The following is a 21945-nucleotide window of genomic DNA, read 5'->3' as shown; positions in this document are numbered from 1 at the left end:
CTTTTTCTTGGTTTGATAATGACAGAAGACTTTGCCGAAATTATGAATTGCTAATGGAAAATTCTGAAAATATGGTCAAACTATCAGCTATAAAAATAGTATTGAACAAAATTTAAACAGGCTCTAAAAATTGAGCAAATAAAAATGGTTAATTCAACAATATGCTATAGGTTTAATAATCAGCTAAAACAGAAATTACTTTTCTGCTGAAGCAAAAGATAAAAACTGAGAAGGGGAAATACCTGTAATTTCTTTAAATTTTGTGGAAAATGCGCTATGAGATACAAATCCACAGTCTTCAGCCAGAAAACTAATTTTATAATTACGGTAAACAGGATTTTCAGCTATCTTTTTGGTTATGTAGTTAATTCTTAGCTCATTAATGTAGCTGTTAAAATTTTTACTGTAATGGTCATTTATAATTCTTGAAAGATAGTTGGTATTAGTATTTAGTAAAGCTGCCAGAGCAGGCAAAGATATCTCCTTATCGCGAAATTTTTCTTCCTTTTCAAATATTTTCAGCTTTTGTAGAATTTCAATTTCCAGTTCAGAATTTATTTCCGGAGTTACAGCACTTAGATTTTCTATGGCTATCTCAGAAGGAGTTGATGTAGAATTATTGAGATTTTCAATATAATTTTGAAACTTCTTTTTTTGCTTTTTCAGATTCAGATAATAAAAAATAGTTATCAAAATAAAAATACCAATAAGTACAGGAATGATAATAGATAATAATGATATTTGTTTTTCTTTATTTTCTATTGTTTTTATTTTATTATTGTTTGTTTCGTTCAAAGCTTCTAGTAAATGTTTTTCACCTTTTTCTTCAAAAATAGTTGCACTATCGGAATATATCTGGGCTTCTTTCGTTTTATTTGCTTCAAGGTATAATTTTGAAATGCTTTTAAAAATAAAAACCTTTTCATAGTCCGAATTATGTTTAATTTTCAAAGCTATATGGCAAAGGTCTATCCCTTTATTATATTCTTTTTTGTGTGCAAAAGCTTCAGCGAGACCAATGTAAAATTTATATAAGTTGATTTTATCAGGGCTTTTCAGCACAATATTTAATCCTTTCTCGTAAAAATAAATGGCGCTATCTGCTTTTTTAGTCCCTCTATTATATATATCTCCTAATCCTAAATAACTAAGGGTGAGTGTTTTATTGTAATTAGACACATTTTTTATATTTTTTAAAAGGCTCAAGTTTTTTAAAATGTATTTTTTTGCCAGAGTATGTTTATCTTGATTAACATACATATTGGCTTTTATAGTATTGATTTTAGTTATGGCAGTATAATAATTATCTCCATTTAAAAGGCGAGATAGTTTAAGGGCTCTGGAAAGATCATGATCCATTTCAGAGTAAAGCCCTAACATTCCGTTCCATTCCCCCATACTGCAAGTAGTTTTTATTTTACATAAAGTGTCGCCTGATTCATTAGCAACATCATATGCTTTTTGTATATATTCTTGTGCTGTTGAATATTTACCTATTGAAATATTTGCGTAACCTAATGCTCGGTAGACATAAGCTTGATCTCTTAGAGATAGCTTTTCTTTTAATAATTTACTAGAAATTGATATTGTAAGAGAAGGGTTTGTTGTTTTAATCTCATCCAGTTGATTGATAATTGCTTCATTTTTAGAAACTTGGGAAAAAGTTAATTGGAAAATGATAACTAAGAAGAGGGAAATATAAAATCGCATCATATTATGTTTTTGTAAATGTATGTAATTTTGGAAAAATGAGATTTAAATAATTTGGACATCTAAATTTTAAGTTTAATTTTTTTCCCAATAAAATTGATAATTTTTTTCTTTAGAAGGATAAATTTAAATTAATTTTGAAAAATGATGAATTTAAACCAGATTTATACGAATCAGCGTACAGGGAACAATCCGCATACTAAAGCTTCAAGAACTGATTTTCAGAGAGATTTCGACAGAATTATCTTCTCGTCAGCGTTCAGAAGACTCCAAAATAAGACCCAGGTTTTTCCTCTTCCCGGAAGTGTTTTTGTACACAACAGGCTGACGCACTCGCTGGAAGTTTCGTCAGTAGGCCGAAGTTTGGGGAGTATTATCGGGGAATTTATCTTTGATGTCTATAAAAATGACCTTACGGAAGATTCAAAAAACTTCTATCTTCATAATTTAGGAAACGTTATTGCTGCCGCTTGCTTATGTCATGATGTTGGAAATCCGGCGTTCGGACATTCAGGGGAAGACGCGATTGCGAGCTATTTTGAACGAAATGAAAAGGACCTGAAGCAAAAGTTCAATGAAAAAGAATGGGCAGATCTGGTGAATTTTGAAGGGAATGCCAATGCCATAAGAGTGCTGGCGCAACGTCAGCAGGGAAAAGATGAAGGAGGAATTCAGCTCACCTTTTCTACACTCGCCAGTATTGCAAAATATCCGTGTGAAGCTGTTGCCAAGAAAAAAGGAATTATCCACAGAAAGAAATTCGGTTTTTTTCAGAATGAGAAAGATATCTTCCTTGAAATTGCAAAGGCTACAAATTTAATTGTAGAAAACGAAGAACCTTATATATTCAAAAGACATCCTTTCGTTTGGCTTGTAGAAGCTGCAGATGATATCTGTTATAATATTATTGATATGGAAGATGCCCATAGATTGGGGATCGTATCCACTTCAGACTGTGAAAACCTGTTTTTTGAACTGATCAGATCTGAAAGCAGTGATATGGAAAAGGTGAAAAATAAGCTGGCTTCCATCTCCAATGAAAATGAGAAAATCTCATACCTTCGTGCTAAAGCGATCAATGCTCTGATCAATAAATCGCTTGAGATCTACAAACATAATTTTGAAAACATTCTTCAGGGAAATCTGGACAATGGACTTCTTGATATCTACAAATCTGAAAACCGTGCTCTGCAGGATATCGAAGCATTCTCTATTGAAAAGATCTACAACCATAAGGCCGTGGTGGAAATAGAAAATGCTGGATATAACGTAATGTATGAGCTTCTTGATCATTTCATTCCTTCTATTCTGAAACCGGAGGATGACAGAAAATCGTATGATAAAAAAGCGCTGAAGCTACTTCCGAGACAGTTTGTTTATGAGGAAGGGACTGATTACCAGAAAGTGTTGGGGGTAGTCGATTTTGTTTCAGGGATGACGGACAATTTTGCTACCGATCTTTATAGAAAAATCAAAGGAATTGATATCGGAATGACGGTTTAATTTTAAATAAATCACTTGGTTTTAAATTTTTTTAACCACAAATTCCACTATTTTGCCCAATATATTAATGTCATTCGTGTAAAAATTATTGCAATTTGTGTTTTAGTAAACGCAAAGTTTTATTTTAATATCGGATAGTTTTAGTAATGTAAAGATCAAAATCAATCGAAGATTGATTCGATGAAGCAGTCGTTTTATGTAGTTGCTTCATCAATGGCAAAGCCATACTCCTTTGCTTATCTTAAAGTGAGAAGCTTTTTGTCTTAAAATTTTGCATCAAAAAAAGGGTTGATTTTTATACCCACAAATACCACAAATTCTTTCACCAATATCACTAATGTGCTCGAGATATTGGTGAAATTCGTGAAAATATTAGTGCAATTCGTGTTTTAATAATTTAAGGCAAAATAAGAAAGAATAGACATCATTACTGGCAGTTCGGACAAATTCCGGATACTGTCAGATTGATTTTGTGAACTTTGTAGGTTACAGGTAATTTAATCTTGGGTTCAACATCTTCCACACACGTCACCGTTTTACACTGCTCACAACTGAAATGCAAATGGTCGTGATGATGAATTTCTGTTGTACAGGTATGACATTCTGCATACTTTATGGTACCGTCAATATCTACCACTTTATGGATGATACCTTCATCCATCAATCTTTCAAGTACTCTGTAAGTCGTTACACGGTCGCAGAGTCCATCCAATAGAACCTGCAATTCCGCATGGGACAACGCTATTCCGGATTCGTGGATAAGCCTTGTTATTTCCTTTCTTGCTATTGTATTTCTCGACTGTTTCATGTTTTCTGAATAAATTTCAATATAATTAATGCCATATTGTTGCAGTAACAAATATAATCTTTATTTTTGAAACAATATTGCATTAATATGACTCATCAGGTCCTTAAATCAAATACAATAAAGAATATGATCAAGATTGAAAACGTAAGTAAATCGTATAATGGAAAAGAGGCTGTCAGAGGGCTGTCTTTATCAGTAAAAGGAGGCGAGATCTATGGCCTGCTTGGTCCGAATGGTGCAGGGAAATCAACCACGCTGAGTATGCTGTTGGGCTTCTTAAAACCAGATTCCGGGATAACATGTCTCAACAGTATTGATACCAGTACACATGCAAAAGAAGCAAGGAAGATCATCGGTTATATTCCCGAAAATGTCAATCTGTATCCTTATTTAAAGGGTATCGAAAATCTGTATTATTTCTGCAAACTGGCTGGGAAAAATTACAGTACAGAAGAACTCTCCGATATTCTTAGTATGTGCGGACTGCAAAGAGATTCACACCAAAAGAAAACCGGAACTTACTCCAAAGGCATGAGACAGAAAGTGGGAATTGCCATAGCGTATGCGAAAAAAGCAAAGGTGTATTTACTGGATGAACCTGCCAGTGGTCTGGACCCTTTGGCCAGTAATGAACTTTCCTCTTTGCTTAAAAAGCTCGCTGAAGAAGGAGCTGCGATATTAATGGCTTCCCACGATATTTTCAGGGTCAGAGAAACATGCAGCCGTATCGGAATTCTTAAAAGTGGAGTATTGGTCAGGGAAATGAATACTTCCGGGGTAACCGCCAATGAGCTGGAGAGAATATACCTGGATTATATGCAAAGCTGATTCAGCTTAAAAAGCAAAGATACATTCTGCCAGATTCATGATGAACCCTACTCCCGAGATTCAGACAAAAAAATTTTACTAAATAATTTAATGCAACAATAGTGCGTTATTGGAATTAATTGTTATTTTTGCTACAATGTTGCAATAGTAATTTGCGAAATACTTCATTCCGGTTCCATCATCCATAGGAATTGGTGTAAAGTTTAATCAGATACAGCTATTCATAGCTGAAAAGATCAAAAGTGAATGAATGACGAATTTAAAAATGACATTTTTAGTAGCTAGGCATGAATTTAGGGCATTCCAGGAAAACGGACTGAAAATATTCGCCCTGTTTTATATTCTTGTCTTATTGGGAGTCTGGGTAAGCAATTACGCACAGCTTAGGACAACTTCGGCTAAAAACAGGGAAGCTAAAGAAGTCGTGGACAGAGAATGGAAAGGCCAGGACCGCAGCAATCACAGTGCGGCGCATTGGGGAACTTTCCTTTTTAAACCTGTAAGTTATCTTTCCCTTCTGGAATCGGGGACTGCTGTTTATTCTGAAAATTATTATAGAGTTGAGGCGCACAAACGCCCACAGATACATTCTAACAGACTGCCGGATCTGGAAGCCTTTATGAGAAGACCGGACCTTAATACTGCATTCTTTTTTCAGTGGCTGATGCCGTTATTTGTTATTGGTTTAGGATTTTCGTGCATCTCTTCCGAACGTGAGAACGGTTTTTTGAAACTTCTGTCCGTACAGGACGCTACGTTGGGACATCTGGTTACCGGAAAATTCATGGCCCTTTATCTGGCAGTTCTGTTATTTACTGTTCCTCCATTGGTCATCATCATGGCGGGTTTTATATTTGAAAGTGAACCTGTCAGTCATTTGATAAGGGCACTATGCTGGTTCGGTTTATATGCGGTTTATTTCTTTTTGATTTCCGGGGCTGTTCTGATGATCTCTGCATTCAGTCGCTCGTCCTGGTCCTCACTCATGACCGGTATCACGCTATGGATCCTGTGTGTTCTGCTTATTCCAAAATTCAGCAGTTCGGCAGCAGACGGTCAATATCCTCTTCCGTCTTATCACGAGTTTGAGCATAACATCAAAACAGGATTTGATAAAGGATTGGGTAATGACGGACCGTATCCCGAAAGATCAGAAACCTATCTGAAACAATATCTCAATCAGTTTAATGTAAACAATACCAGCCAGCTGCCTGAAAAAATACGTTTTGCTCTTGATCTTATCCAGGCCGAAGCTTATGAAAATAAAGTGAACCGATTTTATTCCCGGCAAGTAGAAGAGCAATTTGAGGAGCAGCAACAGTTGATGGATTATATGGGAATTATCAATCCGTTTATTGCAGTACGTCAATTATCTATGGGCCTTTCCGGAACTGATGTATACCATCATATTGATTTTTTCAACAAAGCTGAAGTCTACAGAAATGATATAATGAACAGGCTGAACAGAAGAGAGTTGCAACTTGCTATTTCTGACAAAGAACGAATAAGTAACCGCGATTTCTACCGCAGTCTTCCTGATTTTCAATATGAATATCCGTTTGTAGGATCTGTGATCAGGCAGCATATGACAGCGGTTTGGTCCCTGTTGTTTTGGATGATACTATTAATTCTATCCTTTAGATTGATTATTAAACGAAATAATTTTTTCAGCTATGAAGGATAAGATTATGCTGTTACTATACGAATGGAAACATATTTCCAGACAACCCGCCGTATGGATCCTGTTTTTCTTCTTCTTTGTGATTGGCGGCTACGCCATTTATTCAGGGAATGTCTTGACTACAAAGAAATTGGTGGCCATTGAAGAAGTGAGGAAAGAGTCTGTCAAAGATTATCATAATACACTGCTGGCTTTTACGGATACAGCAAGTGTTGAGAAAAAACAGCAGGCTGAAAATGCCGGAAATCCCTATGTCATGGATTACAGATACCCACGTATTGCTTATGATCATCCTTATCCTCTAACTGGTTTGGCTTCCGGAATAAAAGATCTCACTCCGGTTACAGAAAAGGTGAATTATTATACGGATTATGCTGCTGTTGACAGAGAAATGATCAATCCTTCCATACTTTTTGAGGGACGTTTGGATCTTGTATACGTCAATCTCTATTTGATTCCTCTCCTGATCATTGTTTTGGTTTACAACAGTATTTCTTCTGAAAAAGAAAAAGGAATCAGTAGTCTTTTGATCGTTCAGGGTGGGACATTGAAGCATGTACTGCTTGGAAAACTATTGATCCGTTTAGTAATAGTTTTTTTGGCAGCCTTAATCATGAACGCTTTAGGAATGGTTTTTTCTCCATCCGGACCTCCATCGGGGAATGATGCTTTTCTCTGGTTCTTTTTGCTTCTTTCATATGCTGTACTTTGGATATCCCTTTGTTTTGTGATTATTTCTCTGGATGGTAACAGTGTATTCAATCTATTTACAGGCATCGCATTCTGGGTTTTCCTGATGTTTTTGCTGCCGCTTGTCATCAATAAAACCGCTCAGCTGAAGCATCCTTCTGATCTTAAACTCCTGGACCTTGAAGAAAAAGACAGACAGATCAGTGATGAAGTCTGGGCAATGCAGTCTAAGGTGGTTGTCGACAGTTTTTACAGAAACTTTCCGAGATATGCTTCGGCCTATCGTTCTTCAGATACTCTAGATAATCAAAATGATGCTTTTTTTGCGGGCTATTATTATATCAAGCAAAACCACATGAAAGCGGTTATCGATTCTTTATGGGAGGGAGATAACAAAGCAAATCAAACGGCATACAGATTAATCAGATATAATCCTGTTCAAAATACAGAACATCTTTTTACTCTTTTAGCCAGAACAAGCCGCGCGGATTATTTGGATTATAAACAGGACGTTAAAAATTTCCGGCAGATATGGCAAACCTATTTCTATGACCGCGTTTTTTTTATGAAAAATGGTAAAAGAACACTGTCTAAACTCTCCCCCGAAGAGCTTAAAGCACTACCCACTTTTAAAGCTGAACATCATGAAGTAAACAGAGCAGATTTCATATACGGAATATCAGGACTGTGGATGATCAGTATGATTTGTTTCACCGGAGGATTATTAATGAACAGAAAATTTAAACAATAAATATTGAAAAAATGAAGAAAAATTACGTCATGCTGACCACTGTCCTTTTGGGTACGTTTTCTTTGATCCGAGCGCAGGAAAAGAAAGACTCCTTATCTGCTGAAAATATCGATGAAGTCGTATTAACCGCCATGAAGCAGATCAAAACAGACAGTCTTTCCGGAAATTTGAAACGGAATGATAAGCTGCTGGAGATTCCTCAGAATATAGTTAGTATCAAAAGCAATCTTCTTCATCTTCAGGGGGCATTTGATGTGCAGGATGCACTTAGGAATGTGAGTGGAATCTACATCGGGGATGCTACCGGAGCTGGGAATATTTTTGCAGGGACTTACAATGCGCAGTTGAGGGGTTTCAGCCCTGTCAGTACTTTCAGGAACGGACTTCCGTCTTTTGCGGGAGGGCTTTCACAGGAAGATGTAGCTTTAATAGAACAGGTGGATGTGATCAAAGGTCCTGCAGGCTTCATCAATTCAATGGGTACCGGAGGAGGGGCTTTAAATATCAATACCAAAGCTCCGCGCTCCAGCAGGATCGCTGAAGCCAATATAGCAGGTGGAAGTTTCGGATTCTACAGGGCTGCTGTGGACTTGGGAAGTGAGGTGAAAGAAAAAGGTTTTTCTTTTCGATTCAATGCGGCCTATGAGTCTCAGGGGTATTATGCTGATTATGCAAAACGCAGGAAATTTGTTGTGGCACCCGTAATTCAGTATAATATCAGTAAAAATACGTTCTTGCTTGCTGAATGGAATATGATCCGGGGAAGAGCACTGGAATCGAGCAACTTTATTCAGTATGAAACGGAGAAGACCGTACAGAAACATCCATGGAAAGCCAACTATCAGGGTGATCCGAACCTGCCGACATCTAAACTTGACGAGCATTACGGAAGATTGGTATTCAATCATCATTTTAATGATAAGTGGAAAATAGTTTCTCAATCTTCTATTAAAAGTACTCCATTGGATCAGTGGAGTATTTTGGGAGGAATGGCCAGCTACACGCCGCCTATGTTTGATGATGAAGGAAATGCTCTTCGTTCTAGCTTCAGAAATAAGCAAAAATATCTGACTTATAATACGCAGTTATTTGTAAGTGGAAGTTATAACATCAGTCCGAATATCATCCATACGGTACTTACCGGAATGGATTTTAACAGCAGTAAAAGCAATACGGAACATATTCAGGGCGCTAATGAATTTATTTTTAACCGTAACCAGCTGAACTATGGAATAGACCGCAAACTTCTTACCCAGCCTGAGGCAGATGGTCAGATTGATTACACAACGTCGAAGGACAAAACAGTGGGAGGTTACATTTACAATAGTTTTAAATTCTGGAACCGTTTGTTTATAGATGCCGGATTCCGGTATAGTAAAAATACACGGGAACGTTATCTGAAAGGCCCTTATACGCCTGACGGGGAAAATAAAACCTACAGACACCATGCATTCAATCCAAGGGTTGGAGCCACTTATCTGATTCGAAAGAATTTTGCTGCTTTCTTTTCCTACGACCAGAGCTTTGATCCTATGGCAGGAACAGATCCGCAGGGAAAAGAGTGGAAACCTCTGGAAAGTTATAACACAGAAATTGGATTAAAAAAGGACTGGTTTGATGGGCTGCTGTCTACTTCTGTAAGTGCGTACCGGATTATCAGGAACAATTCATTCTCTCAAAATCCGGCTACCGGCATTATGACTCAACTCAATCAGGTAAGAAATAAAGGAATCGAGATCGATGTGATCGGTTCTATTTATCCGAACATTACTTTGACGGCGAATTACTCATATATTAATTCAGTGTATTCAAAAGATCCTTATGCATCAGAGCTGGTGGGGAAGAGGTTTTCAAGTGTACCGAGACATCAGATCAATACCTGGGTGATGTACAAATTCCAGAAAGGAAAACTGAATGGACTTTCTTTTGCGCTGGGCGAAACTGCTGCCCTAGTACGCGAAACTGACGTTCCGGGAGTTCGTATCCCTGATTTTATAAAACTGGATGCCAGTATGATGTATCAATACAAAAAATGGTTTGTTCGCGGAATATTCGATAATCTTCTGAATAAGAGGTATATCACTGATGGAAATGTACAGACAAGATACAATTCCGACTGGACTTCAGTAGTAGGAGAAAACTGGATGTACAAAGAAAGCAATCCGTTCAATTTTAAATTGCAGTTTGGGATAAAATTTTAACCATTAAATGCAACTTTGTTGCAATAAAACACTTATCTTTACAACAAGGGAAAGCCGAAACCCTTAAACAGTAGGCCAAATTAAAAAAATGTTTTATTATGGAAAACAACAAAAAGTTGAAGCTAAACATCGACGATCTTAAGATCGAAAGCTTCGTAACAGCTCTGGACAAAGATCTGTCCAAAAAATTACAGGGTGGTTTAGGAATTTCTCCGGCAGGAGATCATGATCACCCGACTCATACTATAAAAACTCAGGACAGACTTCACGTTTGCGGAACTGTTCAGTGTTAATGAGACAAAGAAAATGTCAGGGCTGCTTTATCCGTAAAGCGGCCCTTTTTTATTGTATCCGAAAATCTTAAAACCTTTGAATGTTTAAATTTTTAACCACAAATGCCACCACTAAGCTCACGAATATCACAATTATGGTAAAGATATCATGCTTTAATAACGCAAAGATGAGAATCAATCCTTGATTGCTTCGATTAAGCTGCCGGATAAACTGCATGCCTGGTCCTTTCAATCAGAAAAACATTTTTAGTATTGTAGACTGTGATAGCGGCTTCGGAAGCTGTAGCGTTAGAAAAATAAATATTGTGAACGTTAAAAAAAATCTTCTGTTCGAAGCGCAAACTACTTTCGAATCGAATAACCCATATTGAATTCGCGCAAGTTTAGAATTTTTAGAGAACAAAATTTATTTTTAGCGGAAAATTCCAGCCTTGAATTTTTCGTTCTTTTGTTTCAAGACAAAGGGACATTAAAAAAAATTTTTTGTTTGTGAAATATTCTCCAATTTTTTGTCATTACACAATTCTTATAAAAAAACTTTTCAGCAACTCGTGAATCTGCTCCGATAACTTTTCTTGTATCCTCTCCTTTTCTCCTTTCGCATACTGAAAATATTCTGTCAATTCTTCTATGCTTAATGGGTTTTCCAACAGCTGAAGAATCGCCGCAGGAAAAGGCTCCGGCAGAAGATGAAACATTTCCTGATCGGTACTGTAAAAAACATTCATATATTTTCCAGCCTCAGAGTATTTGTTATTTTCTTCCTTCCAGTTTCGGTGGGTTTCATGCACATCAATAAAGGGATTTCTGACAAATCTCTTTTTCCTGAGATCACTTTCATTTTCCTGAAATTCTGTCAATTCCTTTTTCAATATCATCAGTCGTGTTTGAAAACACAGAGCTCCTTTCTGCCTCTTCCGGATATCAATTTGTACTGTTTCTAATTGATGAATGTCTGAAACATAAAAAGCATCCCCTTGCGGTAAACTGCCAATGATTTCCAGTAGGGTTTTTCCAAATTCTTCAATGGTCTGAGAATGATAAACGAATTCTCTCACTGACATGAAAGTCTTTAAAGTTTCAAGTGTTTTGGGGTAATAGCGTTCAAAAAATACCTTTTTGATTTTAAAATCTTTCAAAACTTTATCATTTGCAAGCTCTTCCTTATCCGCTGGGAGTTCCGGATGAAGAATGGAATTGAACGTTTTACCTTTTACTATAATCAATAAAGAAAGTCCAATGCCTGCTGTACCTGTCATCAGTCCGAGGTCTTCCGTATTTTGAATTCCCCATTCAGAATGGCCATGCGCTCTGCTTTTCTTTAAACCTTCAAAAACAATTTCCGTAGCAAGCTCTACAGCTTCTTTATCGTCAAATGCTTCGTGATACTGCAACAGAAAATCAGAGAGTCCGCCATAGCCGCTGAACAGAATATGATTCCGTTTAGACCTTGTTTGAATATCATTTTTACATCTTTCAAATATCTTTTTACAGTCCTGTTTATACATTGGATTTCCGGTCATCCTGAATGCTGAAATTCTTGCACTTCCGATCCCACAAGCTCCGTGCGCCCATGCATTGATGTCAAAATCTTCCTGAAGGAAAGTGTTTTTATCCCAATTGAAAAGATTGGATAGGCTGTTTTTAGATTCTTCCCATCTTAAATCCATCCAGTTGTTTTTGGACGGATCATAGTAGAGATCTTCGTACCGGAGCGCCTGTTCAGCCAGCCAAATGAATTCTTCATTCTTAAAGTATCTTCCAAGCTGGAGCAGACAGAAAGCAATTCCTGCATTACCATGCGAAAAGCCACATAAAGAATCCATTGAAAGATGATTACTTCCCCATCGAATTCCGGTTTCTGCAACGAAAGATTTTTCCACAAGGGTAGTGGCCAATATTCTAATGTCATCAATCAGTTTCTGATCTTTTGTAAAATCATAAAGAGTAACCACGGCAATTAAGATCCCGGAGATGCCGATCAGCATATCTTCCGTCTGTTCTGCCAGTATTTTAGGTCTGTACTTTTCATAAAGATCCGAAGTGTACTGAAGGTAAGAAGTTTTTCCTGTGACCCTAAACAGCTCTAAACCTAAGTAAGTAATGCCGCTTATTCCATCATAAAGACTGGGGTTTGAGATCTTGTGCTCTTTTAAATAATGATCTATTTTTGAAAAAGCACCTTCTGCTACAGCCAGGTATTTCTCCTTTCCGGTATTTTCATAGAGTGCTAGGAAAAACCAGGCAATCCCTCCGGTTCCATTCCATAAAGAAGGATTGAATATAAAAGAAAATGCTTGTTTATCGTGGTCACGGGAGATGGTATCCCAATAGAAACCATCTTTATCCTGCTTCATTCTTGACAGAAGGAATTCGCTTATTTCATCCAGTCCTGATTTCAGGGTATTAAATTCTTGGTTGTTGATCATAATCCTTGAGTAGAGGGAGGGTTTTCATGAGTAAAAAAAGCAGATAGGATTCTTCAGCATTGACGATTCCAATGCGGTTATTTGTCATATGAATAAAACTGAGCAGCGCTTCATCTACAGCATCTGATGGTAGCTGAGAGTGAGTGTATTCTTTCCAAACCCTATAATTTGTTTCCAGAAATTCTTGTACAAATGGACCTTCTGTGTTATCTAATGAGACCCAGAATGCTGAAAGGTTTTCACGTAATAAAGTTTGGTACGTCTCAAACTGCTGTTGAAAAGCTGATAGTATACTCTTTCTGTTTTTCTCCTGTTCCTCCGGATTTTCAGAGAAAGGTAGCGGAAGCCAGCTTTGAATAAACCTGTCACATAGCTGCTGGCTGTAGTGCGGAGATAATCTCATCCCTTTAAAAAATAGGAGATGGGTTTTCATGGCAAAAAGATATCTTTCAGAAGAGATCAAAGGACTGTTCTGTACTAAATTACCCAGAATAAACCGGGAGGATGCACAAAACTGACTTTCAGCATGTGCAATGGTATCTGCATTGCCGTATCTTTCTGTTTCCGGGATATATTGAGCTTCTTTCGATATCAGATGAATTCCGTTAAAGTCTTCATAAGCAGCGATGAAATGTTTTAAAATAGAAAGAAACGCCACAGATTCTTCGCCGGATAAAAGTATTCGCAAACGGATATGATATCCGTTTTCAAAGTACCGTATATAGAAAAATTTCACCTCTTTTTCCAATTTTTCCTGTATATCATGAACAGATGGGTGCACAACTTCCTTTAATAGAAGGTCTGCATCACCGGTATGATATATGTAATAAGAGTGCCAGCGTTCTTCCATTATTCTAAAAATTATACCATTGGATTAAATGTTCAGCCACCCTCTCTTGGGATCCGTCCACAGATGGTAGGACCTCTTCCATATAAATGTATGACCCGGCTCTGTTTAAAAGTTTGTTGAACAGATTAAAAAGTACTGGCTGTTCAAAGCCTATAAATTGAGGTTTGTAATCATCCCTGGTCCCTGCCATCTGCCCGGTAGATTGATCTTCAGGGATATATGGAGATTGTAAATAAAGAAATACAGAAGAAGGCAGTGCATTGTTCAAAAGCCATTGATGGAAACGTAAAAAATAGCTGCTGCTGTTTTCATCCTTATCTTGTCCGGGAATACTATTTAGATTTACCAGCCATCCTTTACGCCGGAGAACAAGCTTATTTTCAAAGATAATTCTTGGAAACATCCGGATACTTTCATCCGTAAACTGTTTCGGACAATGGTGGTCAATGACTTTAATGATGGGGAAGTAGCTCACATAAGTACAGGGATTGAAAAGTGACATAAGCTGGTAAAGATTGGACCTGTTGGTAATTGTTTCCAGGCACAGGTCAAATGCATAAATCTCTTTTTTTAGAACGGTGTCCATCAAACAGAGTGTGTCATTATATTCATTATAGCCTACAGATATCCGGTCTAAAGAAATCTGTTGAGACTTTTTCATCTGCGTGTTGGAAGCCGGCATTTTCACTTCATGATCAAGTAAGGGCGGATGAACATTGGCATTAAAACTGGAATCATCATTCAGTTCAATGAGCAATTGATCAGGAAATAACCGTTCGTTATATTTCCTTTGGATTTCGGAAATTTCAGCATGAAATAAATGAAGAAACCTGCCGCTCATTTTGCCCAATCCCTGCATCAGCCCGTTCACTACAGCTTTTGTACCTGTTTCTGAGTGTTCATCGAAAAATTGCAGAAATGAAGCACCAGCCGGAGATGAATGATTCGACACAGGGAGGTGAGCCAAATCCTTTATCTGAATTTTTATTTCGTCGGACTGCTGTTTTTCCTGCTGAAGATCTTTCCAAAAAGCTTCAGACCAAGAATCGCTTTTGTCCAGCTGACTTTGATCTTTTATTTCACTTTCAGATTCATTTTTGTGACGGTAATATTCATGATAAAAAGTCACCAGAGGAACGTATTGATCTTTGCTGTATCTGGAAATAAAGAAATTTTTAACACTGGTTTTTTCCTTCCCCCGGATATCGAAGACGGTCAGACGATTGGTGAGATCGGATAACAACTGGCCAAGCTCATTGACCGTATTTTCATTGACTTTATGGATTTGATCAGTATAGGTGTCCTCATAGATAAATCCTTCCTGACGGTAATCAACAGGGAGGTAAGGCAGCTTTTCAAAGCCTTCTCCGTTCCTGTATTTTTCAAGGATGTTATCAAGGATGTTTTGTATTTCATCTTTAGGGAGTTTAACGATCCCTGCTTGATTTTCAAGATCTGCAAGAGTCATGTCATAGAGGTTTGATGTTTTTTTCAGCAGAACTTCCCGTTGGGATATCTCTGCTGCTCCAAATTCTTTTTTTGCCTGTTGAAGGTTAAAAACAAGTTGGTAGAGTTGTCCGGCTGCCTCATTATTTTCTTTATGCTGACCAAGAAATGCTAAAAGGTGAACATCCCAATCAGGATCAATCTCGGAACACAGCAAAGTCAGTTCTAAAAATCCCGAATCAATCAGTTTTAAGAGATAATGCTGTAATTCTGAAACGTTTGTTTCGATATGGCCGGAGAGCAATTCAATGAATGAAAGGAGTGAAATATTTTCCTCCGACCCGTTGATCAATTCTTTGATGCATTGGTTAACGTTTGTTGCCTGAATTTCCTGAAAGACCTCAATATTCGCGCAATTCATCAGAAAACTGAAGCGGCCATCGCTTTCCGTTATGCTGCTGTTGGTATTGATGAGCAGTAAGCCTTGAAGGTCAGGATGTCTTTCCATCAGCTTTTTGATACGTTTCAACAGTTTATTATTCAGTCTTATTTTAGAGACTATGATTTCCTGAACTGCCGGAAGATGGGGCTGATCATCAGGAGTCATTTCGGTAATACCCAAATACGTAAATGTGCTGAACGGAGAGGTTTTATAAGCCATACGGGTAAGATAACGCAGGACACTGAATTCAATGCGCTCCGTATCTTTACTGATTGATTGCACGTTGGAATGGCTAAAACTGTCCAGTTGTTCATACAGATCTTTACTCGAAAGCAGAACCCCGTTTCTGAATGAATATTGTTCGGTTAATTTTCGAATATTCTCTCTGTGTGACCATAGATGCTCATTAAAACTTTTTTCCCAAGATTCACTGAATTCTTTATATTTCAAACCTGCATTCAGCCATTCTTCCCATGATTTTTTAATCATATTAAAAGTTTCTGCGGGTATTTTTTGTGCTAAAACCTTTGTGTTTTGCCGTCCGTTGTACACCGAGCGTTTCAGATTCAACAGCAGTTTCCGCTCCTGGTCATCAGAAGATTTTTTGATCAGTATGTAGAGTTCATCACATAGCTTTTCATTAGAGTTTTTAAGATGCCCGACAGCCATTTGCCTTTGATTCAGATGACTTCTGATTTCCGGGATTTTCAATGCATTTAAACTTTGTACGGGCAGTGCGGCAAACCGTGTAAAAATATAAGGTAAAATAGTCAGGCTCATGTTCAAAATTTATTTTCCGAGTTCAAGTTGATTTTTAACTAAATTGTAGTAAGCACCCTTTGATTGTGTTAAGGTTTCATGCGTGCCCTGTTCAACAATATGTCCTTTATGCAGAACTATAATATGGTCTGCATGAACTACCGTGCTCAGTCTGTGGGCCACGATGACAACCGTTCTGCCTTTGAAGAAGCTGTTGAGGTTTTCAACGATCATTCTTTCATTACTGGCATCAAGTGAATTGGTGGCTTCATCGAGAAATATATAATCCGGTTCGCGATAAATCAACCGGGCGATCAGCAGGCGCTGCTTCTGTCCTTCACTCAGACCAATTCCCTCACTTCCGATCTGGGTTTCATAAGAAAAAGGGAGACTTTCTATAAAATCCTGCATGTTGACCATGTGACAGGCTTTTTGTACACGAAGCATATCTTTTTCCTGACTTCCCAACCAGATATTTCCGGCTATTGTGTCTGTAAACAGAAAAGAATCCTGCATCACGGCTCCGCATTGCCTCCGTAAGCTTTTTGCATTGATCATTTTCAGATCCTGTCCGCTGAAAATAATGATTCCCTGTGTTGCATGGAAAAATTTCAGGAGCAGTTTCAGGAGCGTTGTTTTTCCGCTTCCGCTCATTCCTACAATAGCTGTTACTTTTCCCGCAGGAATTTTTAGTGATATATTGTTCAGTACATCAGGTGATAATTTCCCATAGCGGAAACTTACATCGAGTAATTCAATGGAGCCTGAATTTCCTTTGAGTACATTCAGGTTTGAATAAGCATCTTCCGTCTCTTCATTTTCTACTTCAGAAATACGCTGTAAACTGAATTTAGCGGTCTGCATGGAACGGATAAAATCTGACAGCTGGTTTACCGTACCGTTTAATGAACCGTACATATAGGTGATGGCAAGCATGGCCCCGAGGGTCAGACTTCCATTGATCACGAGAGAAGCGGTTAAAAAGGTGGTCAATACGCCTGTCGTTTCATTGATGAAAAGAGCGACACCCTGAATCCTCTGATCCAGTTTGAGGTTTTCCATTTTTACCTTATAGGTTTCTTCCTGCATGGTTTTCCATAGCTGGTTTTTTTCCTCTTCGGCTCCCGTTAGTCTTATTTCTGTCATGGCTTCAAACGTTTCTATCTGGTGGCGCTGAGCATTCGCAAGCAGGCTGAAAGTCCGCTGATCCAAACGTCTTCTTTTTTCTTCAAAAAGATGGGTCCAGAGCACGCTTACTGTACTGGCGGCCAGAAATAGCGTGAAAAGTTTCCAATTATAATAACATAATAATCCACCATTAACCATAAGAATGATGATGGAAAGCCCAGCACTTACACAGTTTTTGGTAAGAAATTCCTCTATACGCTGATTGTCATAGATCCTCTGTAAATTATCGCCGCTGCTTCTGTATTCAAAGAAAGAAAGCTTAAGCTGCATAAGCTTGTCTACAAATTCATAAATGAGTTTTATACTGATGGTCATCCCCAGTTTAAAAAGGATCCTGCTGCGAAAGAAGTCCGTTAAGATCCTGCCTGTAAATAAAACCAGCTGTCCTGCACAAATCAGGGATAATATCCCAACATCTTTTCTGGAAATGGCCCGGTCTACAACAGCCTGGGTTAATAATGGAATCGCCAATGTCAAAAGGGTAGCTGCTAAAAGAGCTCCGATCACGAATGAAATACTTTTGTGATCTTCTATCCTTTTTAATAATGAAAATAAGCTCACCGTTGGATCTGGCTGATCTTTTATATGGCTAAAAGTTTCAGTCTGTTCAGTAAAGATGGCGATACCTTTATTTCCTTGTCCGGGAGTGTTCCAATGCTCCATAAAATCATGGATGGTATAGCGCATATTTTTTCCCAGTGCGGGATTTCCAACGTAGGCATGTTTTTCGGTCAGATTCCACAGAACCACAAAATGATTATGATCCCAATGAAGGATACAGGGTAATGGGGCTTTTTCCAGCAATATGTCCAGGCTCAATTTTGCAGCGAGAGTTTTGAGACCTAGTTTTTCTGCCGCATGGGTAATTCCGGATACTGAGGTTCCCTGACTGCGTACATCACAGAGGTCACGTAAATGATTTAATGAGAGTTCTTTTCCATAATACGCCGTAAGCATTTTAAGGCAGGTTGGTCCACAGTCCATGGTGTCCAGCTGCCGGAAAAACGGGTACTGTTTTCCTGTAAAGTAATGGCTGATTCTTCTTATTGTTTTATTCTCCATTGTGGCTCATCGTACGTTGATGTCTGCTTGGGTATAAAATTAATAATTGCAGCGTTGTTGCTAATGCAATAATGTTGCAATTTATAAAAAAATAACGATACCCCGTTTGTGTTTTTTAAATTAATTCTGAAGATTGTGAGTCATTCAAGCGTAATGAGATAAGAATAGGATAAGAAAGAAGAATTTGTTTTAAAGCCCAAAAGGCTCAAAATGGGAAGGTAGAATAGTATAGACCAGCAACATAGAATAATGGCCCTTAAAAATCAGTAAGAATGCTGAATAGGGTTGCTCTGAAGGGTTTAAAATAAAAACTCCCGGAAATTTCCGGGAGTTTTTTGATATTATTTCTTGGTTTTGGAAACCTCTTTGATCAATGTGTATTTTATGGAAGATCCGTCAGCTGGTGGATTGGCGATCTTTTCTGTTTTTACTTTCAAAACATATTCATAGCCAGGCTCATATGTAAATCCTTCAATGTTCGTGTAGAAATTGGTCCAGCTTTCTGAGGCCTTTTCTTTTACCTGCAAACATTTCATGGGTGCTACTCCGGTACAGTCTGCGGTCTCAGGTCCTACGATGAACGTTTTTTCGTCAGCTCCGGCTGTGTTGGCCGTAGTGGTACATTGGGTCATTGCGAATAGTGCTACTGCAGGAACAGCTCCTTTTAGAATGGTTGCTATAATTTTCATAAACTTTATTTTAAAGCTTAGTTCGCAATTACTATGCCGAAGTTTTTGATGTAATTTATCTACTGTTTTTTAGTTTTTAATGATTTAATTTAAGCTCTTCTAAAAATTTAACGAAAGAGTCCAAAAATCAAGATAAATGATGAATAACCTTGGTCAAGATGAAAATTACAAAATCTAAAAACTTACCTTTTTTATTACAAATGCTTTGAGATTACCTATTCTATTGATCACTTCTTCTCAGACAAGCCTGAAGAATTCATCTATAAAAATCTTTGATTTTTTAAACTTAAGTGTACTTCTAAACGTTAATTATTCAACTTAAAAAACTCAAGTTTCAAAAAACTTTTGAGTCTTTTGTGGTTTAAAAAAGATATTAATTTGAGGCTTCAGGATTCTCAGTTTCCTTTGGTGCAGGAGCAATTCCTCTGAATTTCTGCTTACCAATCAACAGCTCAAAAAATAATCTGAAATCTGAGATCAGCGACCATAGAGGATACTTAAAAGTAGCGGGTTTATTTTTTTCAATAACTAGATGGCTGAACCATGCAAAGCCATATCCGAAGATGGGAATGTACCATAGAAACCTTTCCTTTCCAGAACTGATCACATACCAGATCACTAAAAATACCAGAAGAGTTCCGATAAAGTGAAAGATTCTGGTTCCTGTTTTACTGTGTTCCGTAAGATAGAACTGATAAAATTCTCCGTAGGTTTTTATTCTTTCAGACATGGCCAATTAGTTTATAGTTTCTGTTAAGATCTATGCAATAATGCTGCCGATTTGAAGAGAAGCGGAAAGGTAAAAAAGCAAAAAGGCAAATTGCTATTTGCGAATTTGCCTTTTAATATATTGTATCGTATGTAAATCACTATTTTGAAACCGTTTCTTGCCTAAGTTTACTGTTTCGGTATCCGTAGCAGAAATAGATGATAAGACCCAGAGCGAACCAAAGTCCGAACCAGAACCAGTTTTCATGGCTCATTCCTGTAAGAAGATATAAGCAAGAGCTTAAACCAATCAGAGGAATCAGAGAGAAGTTTTTAATAAAGGTAAAAATACATAGAACCAGATTGATCAGGATGAAAACCAAAATAGAAGCTCTGAATTCTCCTTCTTTAGGATCATTCCAGTCTATTAAATTATTGAAAAATTCCGGTTGCCAGATATAGAAACCGATTAATCCACCGATAAAAATAACCGGGAATATGATTTTACCATTAATATAAGGAAGGTGAAATCTGCCTTTGATCTTTTCTTTGGCAGGAAGCATTAAAACTCCGGCACAAACCAGTACGAAAGCGAAGATCGTTCCGATACTTGTAAAATCGAGAATAAACGTTTTATCTGTAAACAGGATAGGAACTCCCACGGCAATACCTGTAATAACGGTAGCAAATGAAGGGGTTTTATATTTCGGATGTACAGTCTTGAATTTCTCAGGCATCAGCCCGTCACGGCTCATCGCGTACCAGATTCTTGGCTGTCCCATCTGGAATACCAATAATACCGTAGTGATGGCCACAATAGCAACGAAAGAAACCACAAGTTCCATCCATGCTACGTTAGCATTTGATTTTTCGAATATGAATGAAAGCGGATCTCCGATACCGTCGAACTTCCTGTAATCAACCATTCCTGTCAGAACCAATGTTAAAGCAATATAAATTACCGTACAAAGAACCAGGGAAATGATCATTCCTTTCGGAAGTGTTTTCTGAGGATCTTTTGTTTCTTCAGAAAGGACACTTAAGGCATCAAACCCGATATAGGCAAAGAATACCCCGGAAACCGCACTCATAACTCCTGCAAAACCGTTAGGCATGAATGAAGCAACGTGTGTTTCTGGATTTACAGGCGTCCAGTTCTCTGTATTGATGTAAGCAAAGCCAATCAGAATCACTAAAACAATAACCGCCAATTTTAAAATAACTAAAGAATTGTTGAAGTTTTTACTTTCTTTTACTCCTACATAACAAAGCCATGTGATAAGACCGTTGATCACCAATGCAGGTAGGTCAAGAATGAACTTTAAATTACCGATTAAAGGTGCCGTATTCCATGCACTTAAAAGTTCTTTATTCTCCGAGCCGTTCTGGAAAGCTTTTCGGGCTTCTGTATAGCTGCAGGTAAGATAATCCGGAATATGCATTCCCAGACGTTCTAAAAAGCTGGTAAAATAATCCGACCAGGAAAAGGCCACGTAAATATTCCCGAAAGAATACTCCATGATCAGCGCCCATCCGATCACCCAGGCAATCAGCTCCCCGAAACTGGCATAGGCATACGTATACGCGGAACCGGCTGTAGGAATTCTGCTGGCAAACTCAGCATAGCATAATGCCGTAAAACCACAGGCAAAACCACAAATTAAATACAGGAGAATCACTCCGGGGCCACCTCTGAAAACTGCTTCACCTAAGCTGCTGAAACTTCCTGCTCCAATAATGGCCGCAATACCAAAAAAAACGATATCCCAAACACCTAAAACCCTTAAAAGGCTGGTAGATGTATCTGTTTCTGAATAGTTTTTCCTTCTGAAAAGTTGATTCATTCAATATTTATATTTGAGTTTGAAAAAAAGCAAATGTAATCATTTTTTATTTTGGTGTTGGCT

Annotated in this window: 15 protein-coding genes; 6 read left to right on the top strand and 9 right to left on the bottom strand. The window is 37.8% G+C overall.

Annotated features, from left to right (window positions below):
• Positions 1 to 195: 195 nt before the first annotated feature.
• Complete coding sequence (locus HHL23_RS09740; protein WP_169234617.1) at positions 196 to 1713, bottom strand: helix-turn-helix transcriptional regulator; 1518 nt, start codon at positions 1711 to 1713, stop codon at positions 196 to 198.
• Positions 1714 to 1857: 144 nt separating this feature from the next.
• Here HHL23_RS09740 and HHL23_RS09735 point away from each other — a divergent pair, with 144 nt between their 5' ends.
• Positions 1858 to 3213 carry a deoxyguanosinetriphosphate triphosphohydrolase gene (locus HHL23_RS09735; RefSeq protein ID WP_169234625.1) on the top strand — a complete coding sequence of 452 codons (1356 nt, stop codon included), beginning with the start codon at positions 1858 to 1860 and terminating at the stop codon, positions 3211 to 3213.
• A 427-nt stretch (positions 3214 to 3640) separates the two neighbouring features.
• Here HHL23_RS09735 and HHL23_RS09730 read toward each other — a convergent pair whose 3' ends face one another.
• Complete coding sequence (locus HHL23_RS09730; RefSeq protein WP_169234616.1) at positions 3641 to 4021, bottom strand: Fur family transcriptional regulator; 381 nt, start codon at positions 4019 to 4021, stop codon at positions 3641 to 3643.
• Between the two features lie 126 nt (positions 4022 to 4147).
• On the opposite strand from HHL23_RS09730, the gene HHL23_RS09725 reads away from it, so the two are divergent.
• The 5 genes from HHL23_RS09725 (at position 4148) to HHL23_RS09705 (ending at position 10465) form a co-directional block, all read left to right on the top strand.
• Positions 4148 to 4849, top strand: a complete 702-nt coding sequence (locus tag HHL23_RS09725; protein WP_169234615.1) for an ABC transporter ATP-binding protein — start codon at positions 4148 to 4150, stop codon at positions 4847 to 4849.
• Positions 4850 to 5099: 250 nt separating this feature from the next.
• On the top strand, positions 5100 to 6533 hold the full coding sequence (locus tag HHL23_RS09720) for a DUF3526 domain-containing protein (RefSeq protein ID WP_169234614.1): 1434 nt from the start codon (positions 5100 to 5102) through the stop codon (positions 6531 to 6533).
• Positions 6523 to 7971: an ABC transporter permease subunit gene (locus tag HHL23_RS09715; protein ID WP_169234613.1), complete on the top strand. Its 1449-nt coding sequence runs from the start codon at positions 6523 to 6525 to the stop codon at positions 7969 to 7971. Before HHL23_RS09720 ends, HHL23_RS09715 begins: the two co-directional genes overlap by 11 nt.
• A gap of 11 nt (positions 7972 to 7982) precedes the next feature.
• Positions 7983 to 10172 (top strand): TonB-dependent siderophore receptor, encoded by a 2190-nt coding sequence (locus HHL23_RS09710; RefSeq protein ID WP_169234612.1) that lies wholly within the window; start codon positions 7983 to 7985, stop codon positions 10170 to 10172.
• A 98-nt stretch (positions 10173 to 10270) separates the two neighbouring features.
• The gene (locus HHL23_RS09705; RefSeq protein WP_169234611.1) at positions 10271 to 10465 is read left to right on the top strand and encodes a pinensin family lanthipeptide; all 195 of its coding nucleotides are present in this window, start codon (positions 10271 to 10273) and stop codon (positions 10463 to 10465) included.
• Positions 10466 to 10980: 515 nt separating this feature from the next.
• Here the strand turns inward: HHL23_RS09705 and HHL23_RS09700 are convergent.
• The 7 genes from HHL23_RS09700 to HHL23_RS09670 all read right to left on the bottom strand — a co-directional run bounded on the left by HHL23_RS09700 (position 10981) and on the right by HHL23_RS09670 (position 21882).
• Positions 10981 to 12894 (bottom strand): lanthionine synthetase LanC family protein, encoded by a 1914-nt coding sequence (locus HHL23_RS09700; RefSeq protein ID WP_169234610.1) that lies wholly within the window; start codon positions 12892 to 12894, stop codon positions 10981 to 10983.
• Positions 12872 to 13744: a thiopeptide-type bacteriocin biosynthesis protein gene (locus tag HHL23_RS09695; protein WP_169234609.1), complete on the bottom strand. Its 873-nt coding sequence runs from the start codon at positions 13742 to 13744 to the stop codon at positions 12872 to 12874. Before HHL23_RS09695 ends, HHL23_RS09700 begins: the two co-directional genes overlap by 23 nt.
• A gap of 4 nt (positions 13745 to 13748) precedes the next feature.
• Positions 13749 to 16412 (bottom strand): lantibiotic dehydratase, encoded by a 2664-nt coding sequence (locus tag HHL23_RS09690; protein WP_169234608.1) that lies wholly within the window; start codon positions 16410 to 16412, stop codon positions 13749 to 13751.
• Between the two features lie 9 nt (positions 16413 to 16421).
• Positions 16422 to 18641, bottom strand: coding sequence for a peptidase domain-containing ABC transporter (locus tag HHL23_RS09685; protein WP_169234607.1), 2220 nt, complete (start codon positions 18639 to 18641; stop codon positions 16422 to 16424).
• Between the two features lie 341 nt (positions 18642 to 18982).
• Complete coding sequence (locus HHL23_RS09680; RefSeq protein ID WP_034747440.1) at positions 18983 to 19330, bottom strand: DUF4377 domain-containing protein; 348 nt, start codon at positions 19328 to 19330, stop codon at positions 18983 to 18985.
• 373 nt (positions 19331 to 19703) lie between these two features.
• Positions 19704 to 20060: a DUF962 domain-containing protein gene (locus HHL23_RS09675; RefSeq protein WP_169234606.1), complete on the bottom strand. Its 357-nt coding sequence runs from the start codon at positions 20058 to 20060 to the stop codon at positions 19704 to 19706.
• A 139-nt stretch (positions 20061 to 20199) separates the two neighbouring features.
• Positions 20200 to 21882, bottom strand: coding sequence for an APC family permease (locus tag HHL23_RS09670; RefSeq protein WP_169234605.1), 1683 nt, complete (start codon positions 21880 to 21882; stop codon positions 20200 to 20202).
• Between the last annotated feature and the right edge of the window lie 63 nt (positions 21883 to 21945).

Source organism: Chryseobacterium antibioticum (genome assembly GCF_012927325.1).
GTDB classification, from domain to species: Bacteria; Bacteroidota; Bacteroidia; order Flavobacteriales; family Weeksellaceae; genus Chryseobacterium; species Chryseobacterium antibioticum.
The sequence above is the reverse complement of the archived record's forward strand: the minus strand, read 5'-3'. Positions and strand labels throughout refer to the sequence as shown.